Here is a 21,892-nt window from a genome sequence, read left to right as displayed (position 1 = left end):
TTAGATATAGGAGATGTTTAAGATGAATGCATATGAAGCATATATGAATGAATTAGCTACACAAATGCGTACGGAGCTAACTGGTAGAGATTTTAAAAGTCTTGAGCAAGCTGAAGACGTAAAATCATTTATGGAAAATGTAGGAGAAGATGAAACAACCTTTGTTGTTATAAATTCTACATGTGGTTGTGCAGCAGGTTTAGCTAGACCAGCCGCAGTAACTGTTGTTGAACAAAATGACAAAAAACCTACACATAAAATAACTGTATTCGCAGGTCAAGATAAAGAAGCAACAGAAGAAATGAGAAACTACATTCAACAAGTTCCTTCAAGCCCATCTTATGCGTTATTTAAAGGAACTGAATTAAAACATTTTATTCCTCGAGAACACATTGAAGGTAGAGATATTCAAGATATTTGCATGGATATCAAAGACGCTTTTGATGATTACTGCTAAGTGAATAGCAAATTAATTAAATAAATAAATTCTAAAAATAGATATACTAAAAAAACAGTGTTCAATTCGAATTTTATAGAATAGGACACTGTTTTTTTATATAGCTGACTGCGAACGTGATAATTTCATAAAGTGTAAATATTGGGTTTGTTTTTATTGAATTCCCCCCTTTAAATTAAAGTGAATTTCAAATATGATTAACATAAATAATATAAAAAAGAAGGAGTGCATGATGATGCAAAATGCCTTTGATCAATCCTATCATGAACTATGTGAAGAAATTTTAGAAATTGGCAAACAAAAAGACGATCGTACGAACACTGGAACTATTTCAAAATTTGGCCATCAGTTACGTTTTGACCTTTCTAAAGGCTTTCCATTATTAACAACTAAAAAAGTATCTTTTAAACTAATCGCCACTGAACTATTGTGGTTTATTAAAGGTGATACTAACATCAAATACCTTTTACAATATAATAATAATATTTGGAATGAATGGGCCTTTGAAAATTATATAAATTCTAAAGACTATAACGGACCAGATATGAGTGATTTTGGACATCGTTCACAAACAGATTCTGAATTCAATCTACTTTATAAAGAAGAAATGAAAAAATTTAAAGAACAAATATTAACAGATGATACATTTTCAAAAAAATATGGTGATTTAGGTAATGTTTATGGTAAACAATGGAGAGATTGGCAAGATAAAAACGGAAATCACTTTGATCAATTAAAAACAGTTATTGAACAGATTAAACAAAACCCAAATTCAAGACGCCATATCGTTTCAGCTTGGAACCCTACAGAAATTGATTCTATGGCTTTACCACCTTGTCATACGATGTTCCAATTCTACGTACAAGATGGCAAGTTAAGTTGTCAGCTTTATCAAAGAAGTGCAGACATCTTTTTAGGCGTACCATTTAATATTGCTAGCTATAGTTTGTTAACACATTTGATAGCAAATGAATGTGGGTTAGAAGTAGGCGAATTTATTCATACCTTTGGAGATGCACATATTTATTCCAATCACATTGATGCCATTGAGACACAACTAGCACGAGAAAGTTTTTCAGCACCTCAATTAAAAATAAATTCAAATGCCTCTATCTTTGACATAAATTATGAGGATTTAGAAATTATTAATTATGAATCTCATCCTGCAATAAAAGCACCAATTGCAGTATAAAACCGCTTTTTATTTAATAAATAGAACACTTTACTATATAATAATTGAGAGTTCATACAAAATTGAATCATAGCTCAAACAAAGGGAGGAACATCATGACACTTTCTATTTTGGTGGCGCACGATCAACAGCGGGTAATTGGCATCGACAATAAATTACCTTGGCATTTACCAAATGACTTAAAGCATGTGAAATCTTTAACTACAAATAATACACTCGTTATGGGAAGGGGTACATTTGAATCAATAGGTAAACCACTTCCAAACAGACGCAATGTTGTGCTAACAAGAAATAAATCATTTCGACATGAAGGTGTAGATGTTATACATTCAATAGATGAAATATTTGAATTGACTGGTCATGTCTTCATATTTGGTGGACAATCACTTTTTGAAGCTTTTATAGATAAAGTTGACGATATGTATATTACAGTAATTGAAGATAAATATAACGGCGATACTTTTTTCCCACCTTATACATTCGAAGATTGGGAAGTAGAATCTGCTATCAAAGGCGAATTAGATGAAAAGAACACTATTCCTCATACATTTTTACATTTAATTCGGAAGCATCACTAACAGGAGGAAATATATGAGTAAAAAGAAAATTGTAACTGATTCAACGTCGGACCTTTCTCAAGCATACTTGACAGACAATGATATCAATGTCATACCTTTAAATTTAACTATCGATGGTGAATCCTTTGCAGATCAAATTGACATATCATCGGAAGCATTTATTGAAAGAATTGAAAATGATGCAGATGTTAAGACAAGTCAACCTGCAATCGGAAAATTCATTGATTTATATGACGAGCTTGGTGCTGACGGTTCTGAAATTATTAGTATTCACATGACTTCAGGCTTAAGTGGTACTTATCAAACTGCATTACAAGCGAGTCAAATGACTAATAGTAATGTGACGGTCATTGATTCAAAATCAATTTCCTATGGATTAGGTTATCAAGTCCAACATGTCGTTGATTGGAACAATGATGAATTAGCAACAGATGAGATTGTTAAAAATGTTAAAGAATTACAAAAAGATATCAAACTATACGTTGTAATTGGTCAATTAAATCAACTCATTAAAGGTGGTCGTATCAGTAAAACCAAAGGTTTGATTGGAAATATGATGAAAATCAAGCCAGTAGGTACATTAGTTGATGGTAAAATTGAATTGATCCATAATTCACGTACACAAAATGCAAGTGTCCAATATTTAAAAAAAGAAATAAGTCATTTTATTGGTGACAAAAAGATAAAATCTATTGGAATTGCACATGCTAATATTATTGAATTTGTGGATAAGATTAAAAAACACTTTACAGACGAATTTAATATAAGTCAGTACGACACAAACGTTACTACTCCAGTTATATCAACACATACTGGTCAAGGGGCAATTGGCTTGGTTGTACTTAGAACCTAAAATATTGTCATTATTTATGTTACCAATCTTTAATGTCTTAAATAATTATATAAACAATTTTATAGCAAAATCCTTAAAATAGTGGTAACTTTATGACAAAATAGTATTAGGAGGGTTTTTATGGCTTATGCAACTTTAGCAGGCGGTTGTTTTTGGTGTTTGGTTAAACCCTTCACTTCTTATCCAGGTATAGAGTCAGTTATTTCTGGGTATAGTGGTGGACATGTTGATAATCCGACATATGAGAGTGTAAGTACAAACCAAACAGGTCATGTTGAGGCAGTACAAATCACGTATGATTCAAATGTTACTACTTTCGAAAATATTCTCGATGTTTATTTCAAAACATTCGACCCTACAGATAATGGAGGTCAATTTTTTGATCGTGGAGAACATTATGAACCAGTTATTTTTTATCATGATGAACATCAAAAACAAGCAGCAGAAGCTAAGATACAACAATTGAATGAACAAGCAATCTTTGATAAACCTGTAATTACACCCATTAAACCTTATAAAAATTTCTATCCTGCAGAATCTTATCACCAAGATTATTACAAGAAAAATCCACTTCACTACGAGCAATATCAACGTGGCTCAGGTAGAAAATCCTTTATAGAAAGACATTGGGGGAAACAAAATGATTAAAAAGTCGAAAAATGATTTAACTGAAATGGAATACCTTGTTACACAAGAAAATGGAACTGAACCACCTTTTCAAAATGAATATTGGAATCATTTTGAAAAAGGTATTTATGTTGATAAAATTTCAGGCAAACCATTATTTACATCAGAAGAAAAATTCGAATCAGATTGTGGTTGGCCTAGTTTTTCTAAAGCACTAGATGATGATGAAGTGATCGAACTTGTTGATAAGTCATTTGGCATGGTTCGTACTGAAGTACGTTCAGAAGATGCAAACAGCCATCTTGGACATGTTTTTAATGATGGGCCTACTGAAACTGGCGGACTACGATACTGTATAAATTCAGCTGCAGTTCAGTTTATACCTTTCGATAAATTAAAAGAACTAGGTTACGGAGACTTAATACCACATTTTGAAAAATAAGGAGCGAACTAATTATGTTTAAAAAATTATTTGGTAAAAACAAAGAAGTAAATAAAGAAAGTGAGATTTTTGCACCAATCACAGGTGAATACGTGAAAATTGAAGATATTCCAGATCCAGTATTCGCTCAAAAAATGATGGGTGAAGGTTTTGGCATTAATCCTACTGAAGGGGAAGTTGTATCTCCAATAGAAGGAAAAATCGATAATGTATTTCCTACAAAACATGCAATAGGTCTTAAAGCAGAAAACGGACTAGAATTATTAGTTCATATTGGCTTAGATACAGTTCAATTAGACGGTGAAGGCTTTGAAATTTTAGTTGAGAGTGGTGATTCTGTAAGTATAGGAGACCCTATTTTACGTTTTGATTTAAACTACATTAAAGAAAATGCAAAATCTGTTATATCACCAATTATAATCACGAATTCTGATAATACGACTTCAGTTTCTATTGCTGATGTTAACTCAGTTACAAAAGGTGAAACAAAAATCGTTGATGTGACAATGAATTAATGAAAGATCATTCATTTTATCAATTTGTGTTAACTGTACGAGGTCGTAAAGATGAAAAAGGGAAATTAGCAGAGCAAATTTTCGATGATTTATCTTTTCCAAGACATGAAAAAGACTTTCATATATTATCTGATTACATAGAAACACAAAGTGATTTAACTGTTTCTATGTCTGTATTTGATGATTTATATGAAGAATATACAGAATGGCTAAAATTTTAAACCACTTAATATTTGTCGATATATATATAAGTATATTAAAATATTAATGTGTCATATAAGAGAGTTGGGATTAATCGAATATGGTTCAATCCTAGCTCTTTTTGTTTTATAAAGTTAATTAATATAAAATTTTTACATAAGTATTAGGAAGTGATGAAATGTCGGATAATAAAGAAGTAACAGAACAAGATGAACACACTGAGCAGCAAGGAAAAAGTATAAGTATCAAAAAAGGAAAACTGATTTTATTATTACTGACTACAATAATCGCAACAGCAATCATAACTGTATTTGCGACAATTGCAATTAGCCATTGGACTAGCGGATTAAATGGTGAACAACGCGCTGAAATGCAAAAGGTACAACAAGTATATAAAACATTAAATAACGAATATTATAAAAAAACAAATGCTTCTGAATTATCAGAATCAGCTATAGATGGTATGGTAAAAGACTTAGATGATCCTTATTCTGAATATATGACTAAAAAAGAAACGACTTCATTTAACGAGGATGTTTCTGGAGATTTTGTTGGTATAGGCGCTGAAATGCAAAAGAAAAATAATAAAATTGAAATTACTAGCCCAATGAAAAGTTCTCCAGCTGAAAAAGCAGGTATACGACCTAAAGATATTGTGACAAAAGTAAATGGTAAATCTGTAAAAGGTAAGCCATTAGAAGCAATAGTTAAGCAAGTACGAGGAAAACAAGGTACAAAAGTTACTTTAACAATTGAAAGAGCAAATCAACCACATGAAATTACAATAAAACGAGATAAAATTCATGTTAAGAGTGTAGAATACGAAAAGCACAATAACATTGGTGTCTTTACTATTAACAAATTTCAAAATAGCACTTCAGGTGAACTTAAATCCGCAATAATTAAAGCACATAAAGACGGCATAAGAAACATTGTTATTGATTTAAGAAATAATCCTGGTGGCCTATTAGACGAGGCAGTGAAGATGGCAAATATCTTCATCGATAAAGGAGATTCGGTCGTTCAATTACAAAAAGGCAATCATAAAGAAAAGATTACAGCTCCTAATGACGCACTAAAAGAAGCAAAAGACATGAATGTATCCATTTTAGTAAACAAAGGATCAGCTAGTGCTTCAGAGGTGTTTACAGGTGCAATGATGGATTACAATAAAGCTAAAGTATTTGGAACCAAAACATTTGGAAAAGGGATTGTGCAAACAACGCATGAATTTAAAGATGGTTCTCTATTAAAATTCACGAATATGAAATGGTTAACTCCAAAAGGCCATTATATTCATGGAAAAGGTATTAATCCAGATGTTAAAATTGCAGAACCTAAATATCAATCTCTAAATGTAATTCCAAATAAAAAAGTTTATAAACTCAATGATAAGGATAAAAATGTTAAGACAATGAAAATTGGCTTAACAGCATTGGGATTCAAAGTAGATAATAATACTGATAAATTCGATCAATCATTAGAATCTGCTATAAAATCATTCCAAAACAAAAATGATTTAACTGTCACTGGTGAATTCGATAAGAAAACTAATGAAAAGTTCACCCAAGAACTAGTGAATAAAGCAAACGGAGAAGATACTGTACTACAAAATTTATTGAAAAAGTTAAAATAAACTTGAGGGGTGTTTAGATGATTAGAGTTGCAACGCTGCAAGATTTAGATAGTATTCTAAAAATCGTAGCAGAAGCTAAAGACATCATGAAACAAGATAACAATAATCAATGGGATGAACATTATCCATTAGACATTCACTTTGAAGAGGATATTAATAAAGAAACGTTATATGTGTTAGAAGAAAATGATATGATTTATGCTTTTATAGTGGTCGACCAAAGTCAATCTGAGTGGTATGATAATTTAGAATGGCCAGTTGATAGAAGTGGCGCCTATGTGATTCATAGATTAGCGGCTTCATCAACTTATAAAGGAGCGGCTACAAAGTTATTTGATTTTGCAGTTAATATGGCATTAAACCATAATATACACATTATGATAACTGATACTTTCGCCTTAAACAAACGCGCTCAAGGCCTGTTTAATAAATTTGGCTTTACTAAAGTAGGAGAAGTTAAAATTAATTATCATCCTTATGATAAAGGAGAACCATTTTACGCATATTATAAAAATTTAGAAGAATAGAGGTTTTATTATGTCGAAAATCGCTTTTACAGGAGGCGGCACAGTTGGTCATGTTTCCGTAAACCTAAGCTTGATACCAACTGCAATTGAAGAAGGTCATGAGACATTTTACATTGGTTCAAAAAATGGCATTGAAAGAGAAATGATTGAATCACAACTTCCAGAAGTTAAATATCATGCAATTTCAAGTGGTAAGTTACGTAGGTATATTTCTCTTGAAAATATAAAAGATATTTTCAAAGTACTTAAAGGCGTTTTAGATGCTCGAAAAGTATTAAAAAAAGAAAAACCCGATCTATTATTTTCTAAGGGAGGATTTGTTTCTGTTCCTGTTGTTATAGCAGCTAAAAGTTTAAAAATCCCAACAATTATTCACGAATCAGACCTAACACCCGGTTTAGCAAATAAGATTTCTTTAAAATTCGCGAAAAAGATATATACTACCTTTGAAGATACACTACAATATTTACCTAAAGACAAAGCCGATTTTGTCGGTGCCACGGTAAGAGAAGATTTAAAAACAGGTGATAAAAATCGTGGTTATCAGCTCACACATTTTACAAATAATAAAAAAGTGTTACTCGTGATGGGTGGTAGCTTAGGTAGTAAGAAATTAAATGAAATAATTCGACAAAATTTAGATACATTACAAGAATCATATCAAGTCATACATTTGACTGGAAAAGGATTACTTGATCAATCGCTAAAAGATAAAGAAGGCTATACACAATTTGAATTTGTGAAAGATGATTTAACAGATTTATTAGCAATAACAGATACAGTAATTAGTAGAGCAGGCTCTAATGCGATTTATGAATTTTTAACGTTAAAAATTCCAATGTTATTAATTCCATTAGGATTAGATCAATCACGCGGCGATCAAATAGATAATGCTAAAAATTTCGAATCTAAAGGATTTGGCCGAACAATACCAGAGGATAAATTAACTGAAGAGGATTTAAAACAACAACTCTTTGAAATAGAACAAAATAGAGATAAAATCATTGAACAAATGGGTGTATACAAAGAAAGTTTTACACGTTATGATTTATTCCATAAAATACTTAAAGATGCTAAATAAGAGCTGGAGGTGTGTGCAATGAGTCGTTGGAAAAGAATTTCATTATTAATTATCTTTACATTAATCTTTGGCATCATTGCATTTTTTCACGAATCCAGATTAGGAAAATGGATCGATAGTGAAGTTTATGAATTTATTTATTCTTCTGAAAGTTTTATAAGTACGTCGATTTTTTTAGGGTTTACCAAAGTTGGAGAAGTTTGGGCGATGGTGACATTATCACTTATGCTAGTAGCGTATTTAATGCTTAAACGGCTAAATATTGAAGCATTATTTTTTGCAATTGCAATGAGTTTATCTAGTACTTTGAACCCATTACTAAAAAACATATTTGATAGAGAGCGACCAACATTACTTAGACTAATCGATATTTCAGGATTCAGTTTTCCTAGTGGTCATGCAATGGGATCGACAGCATTTTTTGGTAGTTCAATTTATATCGCAAACCGTGTCTTAAAAGGAAAATCAAAAGCATTTATGATAGGTCTATCCGCTTTATTTATTATTATGATTTCATCATCACGTGTATATTTAGGCGTACATTATCCAACTGATATAATAGCTGGGATAATTGGTGGTGCATTTTGTGTAGTACTTTCTACGTTAATCTTAAGACACAAACTACAAGTTTAAACAATTCAAAAAGCAGTTAGATGAAAATATCATCTAACTGCCTTTTTATGTGTCAAAATTTATTATAAAAGCCGATTTTACAAAGTAAAACCGGCTTTTATATTTCACGTCGTCTCGCAACGTTAGTCTTTTACGGGCATATAAAAGGGGATATTTATGAAAATGATTAACCCAACTAAGAACAAATATGTGTGGGGGGGAATGTCTTATGTTTGGAATTGATAATCATTTTCAATTACATTATACCTCACTGAGAATAATTGTCAATTAGAAATTGGAATTTTTTTAAATTATTCCTTTAATGCTTTCCATAACAATATTCACGTGATAAAAATGATTATAAATGATATTCATTCTCAATACAAATGATAAATGATCAAATTAACAATTTATCAACAAATAATGATAATGTCTTTCTACATTATTTATTTTCCTTTAATATATAAGAGAGGTGCAAAATATGACAAAAATATTAATTGTAGAAGACGAACAAAATCTTGCTCGTTTCATCGAACTTGAATTAGAACATGAAAATTATATAGTAGATATTGAAAATGATGGTAAATTAGGCCTAGACATGGCACTTACTAATACATATGATCTGATACTTCTAGACTTAATGTTACCAAATATAAATGGTCTAGAGATTTGTAGACAAATTAGACAGAGCCAGAGTACGCCTATAATTATTATCACAGCTAAAAGTGATACCTATGACAAAGTTGCTGGTTTAGATTATGGTGCCGATGATTATATTGTAAAACCTTTTGATATTGAAGAACTACTAGCACGTATAAGAGCAATGTTACGTAGACAACCTAAAAAGAATGTTATTGATATTAATGGACTCATTATAGATAAAGAAGCATTTAAAGTAACCGTAGATGGGGAAGCCCTAGATTTAACAAAAACAGAATATGATTTACTTTTTTTACTTGCTGAGAATCGTAATCACGTTATGCAAAGAGAGCAAATTATAACAGATGTATGGGGTTATAATAGCGAAGTCGAAACCAACGTTGTTGATGTATATATTAGGTATCTACGCAATAAATTAAAACCATTTAATAAAGACAAGTATATTGAGACAGTACGTGGTGTCGGGTATGTGATAAGACAATGAAGCAAAGAAAATTACGCACAAAATGGATGATCATCACAACTACGATTACATTCTTAACAATTTTCTTTTTCAGTATTATCATTATATTTTTCTTAAGTAGTTCACTTAGGCATAATGAATTAGATGAGGCTGAGAGAAGTTCTGAAGATATACAAAAACTATTTGATACTAAGCGATTATCTGAAATAACACCACTAGATTTAAATGCTGCATTAGGTAATTTTCAGAAAGTCATGCTTTTTAATGAAGATGGAAAAAAAATAATAGAAACCTCTAACACTCATTCAATTGATGTTTCTCCAAAATTGCAAAAAACAGATATTAATCATGTTGTTGCAAAAACAGAACATAATAACGAATATCTAGTCATTACAAGACATATCGATATGCCAAACTTTCAAGGCTATAGCATCATCGTTCATTCTTTAGAAGATTATAATGCCCTTGTAAGCTCATTATATTTTATTGCATTAATCTTCGGTGTTATAGCAACATTTATCACAGCAATTATTAGTTATTTCTTTTCATCACAAATTACAAAGCCACTCATATTAATGTCTAATAAGATGCAACAAATTCGTCGTGATGGTTTCCAAGAAAAAGTAGAACTGACTACAAATTATGAAGAAACGGATAACTTAATCGTTACTTTTAACGCTATGATGTACCAATTAGAGGAATCATTCAACCAACAAAGACAATTTGTTGAAGATGCCTCTCATGAGCTAAGAACGCCGTTACAAATTATTCAAGGACATTTAAACTTAATTCAACGATGGGGAAAAAAAGACGCTGCCATCTTAGAAGAATCTTTAGATATTTCATTAGAAGAAATGGAGCGTATTACAAAACTAGTCGAGGAATTACTTTTATTAACAAAGGATAATACAAATACTAAATTCAAAGAATTAGAAAATGTAGAAATCAACCATGAAATTGCATCGCGTATCAAATCACTCGAACAACTACATCATGATTATACATTTGAATTCGAACCTTACTCAAAACCATTAAATATAAAAATTGACCGTTATCAATTAGAACAAGTTTTAATTATCTTTATTGATAATGCAATGAAGTATGACCAAATCAATAAATATATTCATATTCAAACTAATTTAAAAAATAAACAAATATCTATTGAAATCACAGATCATGGTGTTGGTATACCAAAAGAAGACATTGAATTTATATTTGATCGATTTTATAGAGTAGATAAATCTCGTTCTCGAAAATTAGGTGGAAATGGACTAGGGCTTTCAATTGCGAAGAAAATAATAGAATTGAACAATGGTACAATACAAGTCGAAAGCGATATAGGGAAATACACCACTTTTAGGATAGTATTTTAATCCGTGCGTAGCCCGCAACTATTAATTGGCTAAAAATTATATGTTACACTATTAAATGAAAATAACAAAAAGCAGAGCCATTTTATATAAGGTTCTGCTTTTTTCACATTAGTGCCTTATTGGTACTTTAATTTGAATAAATTTAATGCTATTATTGTTGTGTAAGCGTTTCAACTATTTTGTGGAGGGTGTAAAATGAGCAACGAAAAACAGGTTACCGAGGCACCTGTGAATTTCGGGGCAAATCTTGGATATGTTTTGGATTTATACGATGTTTATCTGAACGATCCTACTTCAGTCCCTGAAGATTTGCAAGTCCTATTTAGTACAATTAAAAACGGTGAAGCAAACATCGAAACAAATGCATCAAATCAATCACAATCGGCTAAAGGTGATAGCACGATTAAACGTGTAATGCGCCTGATTGATAATATTCGTCAATATGGGCATTTATTGGCAAATATTTATCCAGTCAACAAGCCAGCAAGAGAACATGTTCCAAAATTAAGTATAGAAGATTTTAATTTAGATCGTGAAACGCTTGAATCTATCTCTGCTGGTATTGTTTCAGAGCATTTTAAAGATATTTATGATAATGCTTATGAAGCTATAGTACGCATGGAAAAGCGATACAAAGGACCAATCGCTTTTGAATATACACATATCAATAATAATAAAGAACGTGTATGGTTGAAGAGAAGAATTGAAACACCATATAAAGCTTTATTAAATGAAAATCAAAAAATCGAATTATTTAAAAAATTAGCACATGTTGAAGGATTCGAAAAATATTTACACAAAAACTTCGTTGGCGCAAAACGCTTTTCAATCGAGGGTGTAGATACACTTGTACCAATGCTTCAACAAACATTAAAACTTGCTAGCGACGAAGGCATTCAAAATATCCAAATTGGTATGGCACATCGAGGTAGATTAAATGTGTTAACACATGTACTTGAGAAGCCTTATGAAATGATGATTTCAGAATTCATGCATACCGATCCAATGAAATTTTTACCTAAAGATGGAAGCCTTCAATTAACTTCTGGATGGTCAGGAGACGTTAAATATCATTTAGGCGGTGTCAAGACAACACAATCTTATGGTATTGAACAGCGAATTTCCCTAGCAAATAACCCAAGCCATTTAGAAATTGTGTCACCAGTGGTATTAGGTAAAACAAGAGCAGCTCAAGATAACACATATAAATCTGGTACCGTTTCAACAGAGTTCAGAAAAGCAATGCCTATTATTATTCATGGTGATGCTGCTTACCCAGGTCAAGGAATCAACTTTGAAGCTATGAACTTAGGTAATTTAGACGGTTATTCTACAGGCGGTTCATTACACATCATTACAAATAACCGTATTGGTTTTACTACTGAGCCGAATGATGGACGCTCAACAACTTATTCATCGGATGTAGCTAAAGGCTATGACGTTCCAATTATGCATGTGAATGCTGATGATGTTGAAGCTACTATCGAAGCTATAGAAATTGCAATGGCGTTTAGAAAAGAATTCCATAAAGATGTTGTTATTGACCTTGTTGGTTATCGTCGTTACGGGCATAACGAAATGGATGAACCATCTATAACAAACCCACTACAATACCATGAAATTCGTAAACATGATCCTGTAGATGTACTTTACGGTAAGCAACTCGTTGATGAGGGTATTATCTCTGAAGATCAAATGAACCAAATCATAGACGGAGTACAAAAAACATTACGTGCTGCACATGATAAAATTGATAAAAACGATAAAATGGATAATCCAGACATGCAAAAACCTGAAAGTTTAGCTGAACCCATTCAGACGAAAAATGATGATGTAAGTTTAGAGAAACTTAAAGAAATCAACGATGCGATGCTCACTTATCCATCTGGATTTAATGTTTTGAAAAAACTTAGTAAAGTACTTGAAAAACGACAAGAACCATTTGAAAGCGAAGATGGTTTAGTAGATTGGGCACATGCAGAACAATTAGCATTTGCGACAATCACACAAAATGGCAATCCAATCCGCTTAACTGGACAAGATAGTGAGCGCGGAACTTTCAGCCACCGCCACGCTGTATTACACGATCCAGATACCGGTGAAGAATATGTACCATTACATCATGTACCTAATCAAAAAGCCACGTTTGAAGTACGAAACTCACCACTTTCAGAAGCTGCTGTAGTTGGCTTTGAGTATGGTTATAACGTACAAAACAAAGGGTGTATGACAATATGGGAAGCGCAATATGGTGACTTCTCAAATATGGCACAAATGATATTCGACAACTTCTTATTTAGTGCGAGAGCTAAATGGGGAGAACGTTCAGGTTTGACATTATTATTACCACATTCATTTGAAGGTCAAGGTCCCGAGCATTCATCTGCACGATTAGAAAGATTTTTACAACTTGCAGGTGAAAACAACGCAACGGTTGTTAATTTATCTAGTTCTAGTAATTACTACCATTTATTACGTGCTCAAGCAGCTAACTTAGATTCACAATCTATGAGACCATTAGTTGTTATGTCACCGAAGAGTTTATTACGTAATAAAACGGTTGCTGATCCAATACACAAATTTACAACTGGTAAATTTGAAGCCATTTTACCAGAATCACACGATAAAGATGCTGTAAAGAAAGTTATTTTAGCATCAGGTAAAATGTTTATCGATTTAAAAGAACACTTAGCTAAAAATCCAGATGAGTCTATTCTTTTAATAGCTGTAGAAAGACTTTATCCTTTCCCTGATTTGGAAATTAAAGCGTTATTGAATGAATTGCCAAATCTTGAGAATGTGGCTTGGGTTCAAGAAGAACCTAAAAACCAAGGCGCTTGGTCATTTGTTTATCCATATTTAAAAGAACTTACAACTGATAAATATGATTTGAGTTATCACGGTCGTATTCAACGTTCAGCACCAGCTGAAGGTGACGGTGAAATTCATAAACTCGTTCAAAATATGATACTAGAACAAAGTACAAAAATTAACTAGGGGGAAGTTAAGCATGCCAGAGGTAAAAGTTCCAGAATTAGCAGAATCAATCACAGAAGGTACCATTGCAGAATGGTTAAAACAAGTTGGGGATAGTGTAGAAAAAGGTGAAGCTATCGTCGAATTAGAAACAGACAAAGTAAATGTTGAAGTAGTTTCAGAAGAAGCTGGTGTCATCCAAGAACAATTAGCTAATGAAGGTGATACAGTTGAGGTAGGTCAAGCAATTGCAGTTGTCGGAGAAGCTAGTGGCAATGCGAATGGTGATTCTACTGATAACACACCAAAACAAGAAGAACCTAAAGAAGGTTCTACTGAAGAAAGTAAGCAAGCTCAATCATCAGCAACAGATGATAGTGCTACTTCTGCAGAAAAAGACTCACATCAACGCGTTAATGCGACACCATCAGCACGTAAATATGCTCGAGAAAAAGGTATAGATTTAACTGAGGTAGCACCGCAATCAAATGATGTCGTACGCAAATCGCATGTAGATCAAAGTCAATCTAATAGTCAACAAGCTACTCAATCTACTACCAAAGAAGAACCTAAAAAAGCTCAACCACAAAACCCATCTAAACCTGTAATTAGAGAAAAAATGTCTCGTCGTAAAAAAACAGCAGCTAAAAAATTATTAGAAGTTTCTAATAATACAGCTATGTTAACGACTTTTAATGAAATTGATATGACGAACGTCATGAATTTACGTAAGCGTAAAAAAGAACAGTTCATTAAAGATCACGATGGTACAAAATTAGGTTTCATGTCATTCTTCACTAAAGCTGCTGTTGCTGCATTGAAAAAATACCCTGAAGTAAATGCTGAAATTGATGGCGATGATATGATTACTAAACAATTTTATGATATTGGTGTAGCTGTTTCGACAGATGATGGATTACTTGTACCATTTGTTAGAGACTGCGATAAAAAGAATTTTGCTGAAATTGAAAATGAAATTGCAAACTTAGCTAAAAAAGCCCGTGATAAAAAATTAGGTTTAGATGATATGGTGAATGGTTCATTCACGATTACAAATGGTGGTATTTTTGGATCAATGATGTCAACACCAATCATTAATGGTAGCCAAGCTGCAATATTAGGTATGCATTCAATTATAACTCGTCCAATCGCAATAGATGCTGACACTATTGAAAATCGTCCAATGATGTACATCGCATTGAGTTACGACCACAGAATTATCGATGGTAAAGAAGCAGTAGGATTCTTAAAAACAATTAAAGATTTAATCGAAAATCCTGAAGATTTACTATTAGAATCTTAATCCATAACACAAAATAGTTTATAAACCCAAATACAACGGCGTTCAGCGTCGTTGTATTTTTATGTTTTTATGCATTTGGAAAAATCTTCCATAGCACTGTTATTAAAACTAGATAAGCATTAAAAAAAGTGTCTAAAATTATAGACACTGATTGTTGCCATTACTCGCTCTAGGGCAATGTTTTTCATTATCCTTTTATTATGCTGTACCTTCAATTTTATGTATAACTACTTAAATATCAGCTTTTACATTACTTAAAAATAACCCTTCAGACAGAATCTGATGGGTTATTTTAAAATTTCCTAATATAATTATAATACATATCAATATTCAATAGAAAAGTATAACAATCTATAATATAAGTCTCAAATCACAGTATGGTTAAATCCAACTAACCATTTAGTAGTGAACAATCATATTAAACCTACACTCGCTATTTGAATGATTTTCAAATAAATGAAAAACATTACCATTAAACTTAATTGAATCATATGCGTTAATTGTGTAGCATTCACCATCAACTTCTAATGTTAAATGACCATCATAAACTGTTATGTATACTGTACTGTTCGAGCCATAAGGAGTTCCCGATAAATGGCCATTTGATTCTAAACAAATCATATTTGTTTCAAACTTCTTCTGTATATCAAATGGAAAATATGGATAGATTATGTAACCATATTCAGAAGATTGTATCATTTCAATTCGTTCTACCGGAACTTTCTTAACATGATTGATTAGAATCTCTGATGTGAGTTCAGCAAATGATAACCTCAAACCTTGTGCGATTTTCCATAATGTAGTAAGGGAGGGAATTGATTCTTTTCTTTCAATCTGTCCTAACATCGCTTTACTTACACCGGTTAAAGATGCTAAATATTCTAAAGAATATCCATTTTGTTTACGGTAAAATTTTAAGTTTTCTGATACGACGTTGTTTATTTCATCCATATATACTTCACCTCAATATTCAAAAAAATGTATATAACAAGATGTTGAGTGCATATGTTATAACAACTTTTCATACATTATAACATATATGTCGTTAGGGGAGGGTTGAAATATTGTTTTAAAGCTACTTTCTTAAATTATTTTATAAATTTGATATATTTAAAAGGAACAAAAATCATTAAATATGCATTTAAATCCATTTGGATATCACGTTATCATTATGGTCTGCTGTGATTATTTAAATAGTTCCTAGGACTACAACCATAGGTCGTTTTAAATCTTCTATAAAAATTGGAGTAATCTGTAAAACCACATAAACTAGCAACTTGTTGTGGATTCTCACCATTTTCCAACAAATATTGAGCATGTTGCAACCTTTTTTGTAGTAAATATTTATATGGAGGATAACCTACTAATTTGGTAAACTGTTCTGTTATTTTATATCTGCTTACATAAAATTTATTTTCTAAATCTTCCAAAGAAATTGGTTTAGAAAAATTCATTTCCATATAATCTAATATTTGTCTAACTAATTCCGAACCGTAATATTGATGAGGATCCATCATTCGGTTATCTTCTGCAACTCTATTCAAAATTACAAAAAATTGAGTTAACAGAGCATTTTCATTTAAGGGTTTTCCAATATAATTATGATCTTGTTCTTTTAATAATCCTTGCCAGATGTAGTGCAACTCTCGTTTTTGTACCTCTGATAATTGTAATAGCCTTTTAAAATGGCTCGAAGTCATATCGAAACATTGTCCTAAATCAAAGCCTTCAGTTGATAATTCATTTAATATTTCACTGTTAAACCGTAACCCAATTCTTTCTGCATGGCCATCTAATTGTTCATTTAACTTATGAAATTCAAAAGGTTCAATAATTAATAGAGAGCCTACATCTAATTTATATGTGCAATCTCCAATTGTATATAGCATGTTGCCAGATAAAGAAAAAAATAATTCATAATGATCATGATAATGTAGTTCATTACCGAAATGTCCATCACTAATTTTATGCCACGCTACATACCTACCATGCTGATTTAAGGAAATTGTATCAAGTTTTAACATCATTTCATCTTTATGTGACATACAAAACCCTCCTCAAAAAACAAACTATTCCTATTTAATTACAATGTTCATAATTTTCTAACAATATATAATTATATTATAACAGTTTTATAGAAAGGATGAGCTTTATGACAAAACCACGTATAGGCGTTCAAATGATGATGCTTAGAGACAAAGTGAATGAAGAGGGCATCTACGCTGTTTTAAAGAAAGTTCACAATATAGGCTACAATAGCTTTGAAGTATCACAAATTGAAATGACTGCACATAATATTAATGAAATGCAAAGGGCAATTAAAGATTTAGGCATTGAAATTTCAGCATTGTCTTGTGGTGTAGAAGATATTTCAGAAACTGAAAATTTTCCTGGAGACACACTAGAAAATAATATTGATAAAATCATTACAGATTGTAAAGCTGTAAATTGTAATATTTTAAGGATAGGTATGTTACCTATAAATTATATGGGTTCTAAAGAAAAGGCTCTGAATTTTGCAAATAAGTGTGAGCGCTATGCCAAACAACTAAAAAATGAAGGAATTGATTTGTATTACCATGCACATAATTTAGAATTCGTTAAATATGATGGACATTATATGTTGGATTTAATGCGCGATAGTACTACACTTCTCGGCTTCGAATTAGATATTCATTGGATATGGAGAGCTGGTCTGGATCCTATCACAGTACTGAAAAACTATAAAAATCGTATTCGAGCAATTCATTTAAAAGATTATAGAATCGGTGAAATTGATATGAATCAATATCCAGGTGAAGGACACGAAAAAATTTATTTTATGTTACACATGATTACTCAATTTGCTGAACTTGGTGAAGGTAACTTACCGTTACCAGAGATTATTCAAGCTGGTTATGACAGTGGCAGTGAATATTTCTTCGTAGAACAAGATGCACTATACGGTAAGGATGCATATGATTGTTTAATTACAAGCCGTGATTATTTATTGGATATTGGCTACCGAGATTGGTTCTAAACTTTAAAATCGCGCTCAAAATTGTAAGCGCTAACAAATTAAAGGAGAGAGTTACTATGAATAATATAAAAATATCAGGCTTTTCGGATGAAATTGCTTCGGATTTTACTACACAGTTAAAAACAGTGAAACAATTAGGTATGAATTATATATCCTTACGAGCAATAGATGGGAAAAACATTAGTCAATTCACTGTAAATACTGTTAAAGAACAAGTTATACCTAAACTTCAACAATGGGAAATTGCAGTATCTTCTATTGGTTCACCAATAGGCAAGATTTACATCGATGATGAATCTGCATTTCAACAACAAATAACAATTTTAAATGAATTATGTGAAATTGCTAAAATACTTGACTGCAAATATATAAGGATTTTCAGTTTTTATATTCCAAAAGACGAGAATTTTGATAACTATAAAATACAAGTAGTGAACAAATTACGTCAGTTTGCTGAAATAGCAAAAGCTCATAATATTATTTTATTACACGAAAACGAGAAAGATATTTTTGGGGATATCGGACGTCGATGCAAGACAATTTTAGATGAAGTGAGCTCTCGTCATTTTAAAGCAATTTTTGATTTTGCTAATTTCGTTCAATGTGCAGAAAATCCTCAAGAGTGTTATGAACTACTAGCACCTTATGTAGAATATATTCATATTAAGGATGCAGTATATAAAGACAATGTCAATGTTATATGTGGTAATGGGGATGGTGAAATTCAAAGTATTTTAAAACAATTTTTCAAAAATGGTTATAGTGGCTTTTTAACTTTAGAGCCTCATTTAGTTGTCTTTGACTCTATTAAAGATTTAGAAATAGAACATTCAACAGAAACAATACAAAATGTTGCAGCTAAAGATGGAGCAGAGGGTTATCAAATTCAGTATGAAGCTTTATTGGCTATATTAAAACAATTAGAACAGGAGAATGTTTAATGAAAAAAGTTCGTTTAGGAATTATAGGATTTGGTGCCCAGGGTAGTACTTACGCAGAATTCATTAACAATGGAAAAGTTGAAAATATGACTATTGGCGCAATTTGTGATAATAATCTGGACAAAAAAGAACAAATTCAAAATTTGTATCCCGATGTTCCATTTTTCGAAAGTTATCAAGCTTTAATCAAAAGTGATAATGTTGATGCTATCGTTACAACTGTGCCGCATTATCTACATACCGAGATTGGTAAATATGCCTTATTACATGATGTTCATGCACTTTTAGAAAAACCAGGTGACATATATGCTGATAAGGTAAAAGAAATAAGTGAACTCGCTCAAATTAAATCTCACTTAACGTTTGGTATCTTTTTTAATCAGCGTACGAATCCTTTATATCAGAAAGTAAAAACACTTATTGATACTAATGAAATTGGCAATATTCGTCGTACCAACTGGATTATAACAACATGGTGGAGACCACAATCTTACTATGATCAAAGCGCCTGGCGAGCTACATGGTCGGAAGAAGGTGGTGGTGTATTAGTAAATCAAGCACCTCATCAAATCGATTTGTTGCAGTGGTTATGCGGTTTACCGAAAAAAGTTTTTTCAAATATACAATATGGTTACCAAAGAAATTTAAGTGTTGATGACGATGTCACAACGGTACTAGATTACGGTAATGGGGCAACAGGCGTATTTATTACCTGTACGCATGACATTATCGGAACGGATCGATTAGAAATAACTGGAGATAAAGGAAAGATTTTAGTTGAAGATAGTAAAAAATTAACAATTACACGATTAAATGAATCAGAAAAGACTATGAATAAAAATATGACTTGGAAAGAAGCCCAAGAAATATTCAAAGGAAAGTCATTCACTGATATTTATACACAAGAAGTCATAGAGTTTGAAAGTGTTTGGGGAGGACAACATATTAATGTACTTAATAATTTTGCAGCAAATATTATTGATGGTACACCCCTTATAGCACCAGGTAGTGATGGCATTAATGGTGTTAATTTAGTTAATGCATTTTACTTATCAAGTTGGTTAGGTAAAGAAGTAACACTTCCGGTTGACGGAGAAGAATTCGCAGAAGTACTTCAGCAAAAAATCTCAAAAGAAAAAAATTCAAAATAATTTTGTTTCAATACAAATCAATTGGAGTGAAAGCGATGTTAAATGTCGGTATTATCGGACTAGGTGATATTTCAAAAGTTCATATTCAAGCAATAAAACAAAATCCAAAAGCCCAACTTGTTGCAGTATGTGATAATAATCAAACCCTTATGAATAAAATTCCCGAAGCAAAATTTTATAATAGCTTATCAGAAATGTTGAATACTGAAAAACTGGATTGTGTCCATATTTGTTTGCCTCATCATTTACATTTACCAGCAACTAAAAAATGTGTCAATCAAGGCATTCATGTACTCCAAGAAAAACCATTAGCACTTAATGCAAAAGAGGGTTCAGAATTATTAACACTTGAGAAAAATAATCCAAATATTAAAATTGGCATTTGTTTTCAAAACAGATACAATGATACATTTCTAAAATTAAAAGAAATTGTAAATAGTGGTATTTATGGACCTGTTAAAGGTTTAAAAGGATTAGTAACATGGGCGCGTCCGCAGAAGTACTACACAGAAAAAACATGGCGTGGAGATTTGGCACATTCTGGTGGTGGAGTATTAATTAATCAATCTATACACACTTTAGACTTAATACAAGTTCTAGGCGGTAAAATTGAGTCGATTCGAGGTAGTGTCACACAACTTTTAGATTACAACATAGAGGTTGAGGATACCGCTTCAGCAAATATTTCATTTACTAATCAAGCGAAAGCACTCTTTTTTGCGACTAATGCGAGTTATACAAATAGTAGTGTCGAATTGCAAGTTATTTTTGAAAATGAAAAACTAACCATTAAAGATAATATACTTACACGTGTCAATGACGATGGTTATAAAGAAGTGATAATTGAAGACCACAAATTAGAAGGTACAAAATCTTATTATGGTCCAAGTCATGGTAAATTAATTGATCATTTTTATGAATGTATACTTAATAATACTAATGAATATATTCATGTTCGAGATGCGATTACTGCAAATATAATGATTGATGCAATATTTAAATCGTCTGACTCAAATAATACAGTTATTTTAAGTGAATAATTTCCTCATAATGGAATAAAATTTCTTTAAAAGGATACAAAGCAGACAAGTTCTTTGTGATATTTACACTTAGGATTTGTCTGCTTTATTTTTTCAAAACTCAAAATTCATATTGAAAGTTAATTAAACTTAGTTTGTTGTATTAATGAATTGTTGATAGTTTAATTTTGTAATTAGCTTTTTTAAATTCTTCAAATTATTGCTTTTCCTATTTAACTTCCATACAATTATTTTATGATAAATAT

At 31.6% G+C, this 21,892-nt stretch carries 22 protein-coding genes; 20 read left to right on the top strand and 2 right to left on the bottom strand.

What is annotated here, in order from left to right; translation table 11 throughout:
* Positions 1-22: 22 nt before the first annotated feature.
* The 16 genes from MHZ36_RS10055 (at position 23) to sucB (ending at position 15,496) form a co-directional block, all read left to right on the top strand.
* On the top strand, positions 23-457 hold the full coding sequence (locus MHZ36_RS10055) for a BrxA/BrxB family bacilliredoxin (RefSeq protein WP_239231405.1): 435 nt from the start codon (positions 23-25) through the stop codon (positions 455-457).
* A gap of 235 nt (positions 458-692) precedes the next feature.
* The gene (locus tag MHZ36_RS10050) at positions 693-1,649 is read left to right on the top strand and encodes a thymidylate synthase (RefSeq protein WP_239231403.1); all 957 of its coding nucleotides are present in this window, start codon (positions 693-695) and stop codon (positions 1,647-1,649) included.
* A gap of 95 nt (positions 1,650-1,744) precedes the next feature.
* Complete coding sequence (locus MHZ36_RS10045) at positions 1,745-2,227, top strand: dihydrofolate reductase (RefSeq protein WP_239231397.1); 483 nt, start codon at positions 1,745-1,747, stop codon at positions 2,225-2,227.
* 13 nt (positions 2,228-2,240) lie between these two features.
* A complete protein-coding gene (locus tag MHZ36_RS10040; protein WP_239231396.1) occupies positions 2,241-3,080 on the top strand; it encodes a DegV family protein in 840 nt (279 codons plus the stop codon).
* Between the two features lie 120 nt (positions 3,081-3,200).
* The gene (gene msrA, locus MHZ36_RS10035; protein ID WP_239231395.1) at positions 3,201-3,728 is read left to right on the top strand and encodes a peptide-methionine (S)-S-oxide reductase MsrA; all 528 of its coding nucleotides are present in this window, start codon (positions 3,201-3,203) and stop codon (positions 3,726-3,728) included.
* Positions 3,721-4,149, top strand: coding sequence for a peptide-methionine (R)-S-oxide reductase MsrB (msrB, locus tag MHZ36_RS10030; protein WP_239231390.1), 429 nt, complete (start codon positions 3,721-3,723; stop codon positions 4,147-4,149). Before msrA ends, msrB begins: the two co-directional genes overlap by 8 nt.
* 14 nt (positions 4,150-4,163) lie before the next feature.
* The gene (locus tag MHZ36_RS10025; RefSeq protein WP_239231388.1) at positions 4,164-4,664 is read left to right on the top strand and encodes a PTS sugar transporter subunit IIA; all 501 of its coding nucleotides are present in this window, start codon (positions 4,164-4,166) and stop codon (positions 4,662-4,664) included.
* A complete protein-coding gene (locus MHZ36_RS10020; RefSeq protein WP_239231382.1) occupies positions 4,664-4,885 on the top strand; it encodes a YozE family protein in 222 nt (73 codons plus the stop codon). Before MHZ36_RS10025 ends, MHZ36_RS10020 begins: the two co-directional genes overlap by 1 nt.
* A 158-nt stretch (positions 4,886-5,043) precedes the next feature.
* A complete protein-coding gene (locus MHZ36_RS10015) occupies positions 5,044-6,501 on the top strand; it encodes a S41 family peptidase (RefSeq protein ID WP_239231380.1) in 1,458 nt (485 codons plus the stop codon).
* Positions 6,502-6,518: 17 nt separating this feature from the next.
* Positions 6,519-7,028, top strand: a complete 510-nt coding sequence (locus MHZ36_RS10010) for a GNAT family N-acetyltransferase (RefSeq protein ID WP_239231379.1) — start codon at positions 6,519-6,521, stop codon at positions 7,026-7,028.
* A 10-nt stretch (positions 7,029-7,038) separates the two neighbouring features.
* Positions 7,039-8,109, top strand: a complete 1,071-nt coding sequence (locus MHZ36_RS10005) for an undecaprenyldiphospho-muramoylpentapeptide beta-N-acetylglucosaminyltransferase (RefSeq protein WP_239231378.1) — start codon at positions 7,039-7,041, stop codon at positions 8,107-8,109.
* A gap of 18 nt (positions 8,110-8,127) precedes the next feature.
* A complete protein-coding gene (locus tag MHZ36_RS10000) occupies positions 8,128-8,742 on the top strand; it encodes a phosphatase PAP2 family protein (protein ID WP_239231376.1) in 615 nt (204 codons plus the stop codon).
* A 460-nt stretch (positions 8,743-9,202) separates the two neighbouring features.
* Complete coding sequence (locus tag MHZ36_RS09995) at positions 9,203-9,865, top strand: response regulator transcription factor (protein WP_239231374.1); 663 nt, start codon at positions 9,203-9,205, stop codon at positions 9,863-9,865.
* Entirely contained in the window at positions 9,862-11,217 is a 1,356-nt protein-coding gene (locus MHZ36_RS09990) for a HAMP domain-containing sensor histidine kinase (protein ID WP_239231373.1), read from the top strand. The genes MHZ36_RS09995 and MHZ36_RS09990 overlap by 4 nt, the downstream gene beginning before the upstream one ends.
* Positions 11,218-11,412: 195 nt before the next feature.
* On the top strand, positions 11,413-14,214 hold the full coding sequence (locus MHZ36_RS09985) for a 2-oxoglutarate dehydrogenase E1 component (RefSeq protein ID WP_239231371.1): 2,802 nt from the start codon (positions 11,413-11,415) through the stop codon (positions 14,212-14,214).
* 13 nt (positions 14,215-14,227) lie between these two features.
* On the top strand, positions 14,228-15,496 hold the full coding sequence (gene sucB / locus MHZ36_RS09980; RefSeq protein WP_239231370.1) for a dihydrolipoyllysine-residue succinyltransferase: 1,269 nt from the start codon (positions 14,228-14,230) through the stop codon (positions 15,494-15,496).
* Positions 15,497-15,895: 399 nt separating this feature from the next.
* Here sucB and MHZ36_RS09975 read toward each other — a convergent pair whose 3' ends face one another.
* Complete coding sequence (locus tag MHZ36_RS09975) at positions 15,896-16,447, bottom strand: helix-turn-helix domain-containing protein (RefSeq protein ID WP_239231369.1); 552 nt, start codon at positions 16,445-16,447, stop codon at positions 15,896-15,898.
* A gap of 218 nt (positions 16,448-16,665) precedes the next feature.
* Positions 16,666-17,541: an AraC family transcriptional regulator gene (locus MHZ36_RS09970; protein ID WP_239231367.1), complete on the bottom strand. Its 876-nt coding sequence runs from the start codon at positions 17,539-17,541 to the stop codon at positions 16,666-16,668.
* A gap of 107 nt (positions 17,542-17,648) precedes the next feature.
* Here MHZ36_RS09970 and MHZ36_RS09965 point away from each other — a divergent pair, with 107 nt between their 5' ends.
* Genes MHZ36_RS09965 through MHZ36_RS09950 form a run of 4 tightly spaced genes read left to right on the top strand, consistent with a single transcriptional unit; the run spans position 17,649 to position 21,647 of the window.
* A complete protein-coding gene (locus MHZ36_RS09965; protein WP_239231366.1) occupies positions 17,649-18,515 on the top strand; it encodes a sugar phosphate isomerase/epimerase family protein in 867 nt (288 codons plus the stop codon).
* 56 nt (positions 18,516-18,571) lie between these two features.
* Positions 18,572-19,456 carry a sugar phosphate isomerase/epimerase family protein gene (locus MHZ36_RS09960; RefSeq protein ID WP_239231365.1) on the top strand — a complete coding sequence of 295 codons (885 nt, stop codon included), beginning with the start codon at positions 18,572-18,574 and terminating at the stop codon, positions 19,454-19,456.
* The gene (locus MHZ36_RS09955; protein ID WP_239231363.1) at positions 19,456-20,607 is read left to right on the top strand and encodes a Gfo/Idh/MocA family protein; all 1,152 of its coding nucleotides are present in this window, start codon (positions 19,456-19,458) and stop codon (positions 20,605-20,607) included. Before MHZ36_RS09960 ends, MHZ36_RS09955 begins: the two co-directional genes overlap by 1 nt.
* 35 nt (positions 20,608-20,642) lie before the next feature.
* On the top strand, positions 20,643-21,647 hold the full coding sequence (locus MHZ36_RS09950; RefSeq protein ID WP_239231362.1) for a Gfo/Idh/MocA family protein: 1,005 nt from the start codon (positions 20,643-20,645) through the stop codon (positions 21,645-21,647).
* Positions 21,648-21,892 lie beyond the last annotated feature (245 nt).

Origin of the sequence: Staphylococcus sp. ACRSN (assembly GCF_022346615.1) — a bacterium.
Classification (GTDB): domain Bacteria; phylum Bacillota; class Bacilli; order Staphylococcales; family Staphylococcaceae; genus Staphylococcus.
This window is presented reverse-complemented; position numbering and strand designations above follow the sequence as displayed.

Excerpts from the sequence above, each read along its gene's own strand:
- MHZ36_RS10055 (WP_239231405.1), top strand. The coding sequence starts at position 23 with ATGAATGCATATGAAGCATATATGAATGAATTAGCTACACAAATGCGT.
- MHZ36_RS10050 (WP_239231403.1), top strand. The coding sequence starts at position 693 with ATGCAAAATGCCTTTGATCAATCCTATCATGAACTATGTGAAGAAATT.
- MHZ36_RS10045 (WP_239231397.1), top strand. The coding sequence starts at position 1,745 with ATGACACTTTCTATTTTGGTGGCGCACGATCAACAGCGGGTAATTGGC.
- MHZ36_RS10040 (WP_239231396.1), top strand. The coding sequence starts at position 2,241 with ATGAGTAAAAAGAAAATTGTAACTGATTCAACGTCGGACCTTTCTCAA.
- msrA (WP_239231395.1), top strand. The coding sequence starts at position 3,201 with ATGGCTTATGCAACTTTAGCAGGCGGTTGTTTTTGGTGTTTGGTTAAA.
- msrB (WP_239231390.1), top strand. The coding sequence starts at position 3,721 with ATGATTAAAAAGTCGAAAAATGATTTAACTGAAATGGAATACCTTGTT.
- MHZ36_RS10025 (WP_239231388.1), top strand. The coding sequence starts at position 4,164 with ATGTTTAAAAAATTATTTGGTAAAAACAAAGAAGTAAATAAAGAAAGT.
- MHZ36_RS10020 (WP_239231382.1), top strand. The coding sequence starts at position 4,664 with ATGAAAGATCATTCATTTTATCAATTTGTGTTAACTGTACGAGGTCGT.
- MHZ36_RS10015 (WP_239231380.1), top strand. The coding sequence starts at position 5,044 with ATGTCGGATAATAAAGAAGTAACAGAACAAGATGAACACACTGAGCAG.
- MHZ36_RS10010 (WP_239231379.1), top strand. The coding sequence starts at position 6,519 with ATGATTAGAGTTGCAACGCTGCAAGATTTAGATAGTATTCTAAAAATC.
- MHZ36_RS10005 (WP_239231378.1), top strand. The coding sequence starts at position 7,039 with ATGTCGAAAATCGCTTTTACAGGAGGCGGCACAGTTGGTCATGTTTCC.
- MHZ36_RS10000 (WP_239231376.1), top strand. The coding sequence starts at position 8,128 with ATGAGTCGTTGGAAAAGAATTTCATTATTAATTATCTTTACATTAATC.
- MHZ36_RS09995 (WP_239231374.1), top strand. The coding sequence starts at position 9,203 with ATGACAAAAATATTAATTGTAGAAGACGAACAAAATCTTGCTCGTTTC.
- MHZ36_RS09990 (WP_239231373.1), top strand. The coding sequence starts at position 9,862 with ATGAAGCAAAGAAAATTACGCACAAAATGGATGATCATCACAACTACG.
- MHZ36_RS09985 (WP_239231371.1), top strand. The coding sequence starts at position 11,413 with ATGAGCAACGAAAAACAGGTTACCGAGGCACCTGTGAATTTCGGGGCA.
- sucB (WP_239231370.1), top strand. The coding sequence starts at position 14,228 with ATGCCAGAGGTAAAAGTTCCAGAATTAGCAGAATCAATCACAGAAGGT.
- MHZ36_RS09975 (WP_239231369.1), bottom strand. The coding sequence starts at position 16,447 with ATGGATGAAATAAACAACGTCGTATCAGAAAACTTAAAATTTTACCGT.
- MHZ36_RS09970 (WP_239231367.1), bottom strand. The coding sequence starts at position 17,541 with ATGTCACATAAAGATGAAATGATGTTAAAACTTGATACAATTTCCTTA.
- MHZ36_RS09965 (WP_239231366.1), top strand. The coding sequence starts at position 17,649 with ATGACAAAACCACGTATAGGCGTTCAAATGATGATGCTTAGAGACAAA.
- MHZ36_RS09960 (WP_239231365.1), top strand. The coding sequence starts at position 18,572 with ATGAATAATATAAAAATATCAGGCTTTTCGGATGAAATTGCTTCGGAT.
- MHZ36_RS09955 (WP_239231363.1), top strand. The coding sequence starts at position 19,456 with ATGAAAAAAGTTCGTTTAGGAATTATAGGATTTGGTGCCCAGGGTAGT.
- MHZ36_RS09950 (WP_239231362.1), top strand. The coding sequence starts at position 20,643 with ATGTTAAATGTCGGTATTATCGGACTAGGTGATATTTCAAAAGTTCAT.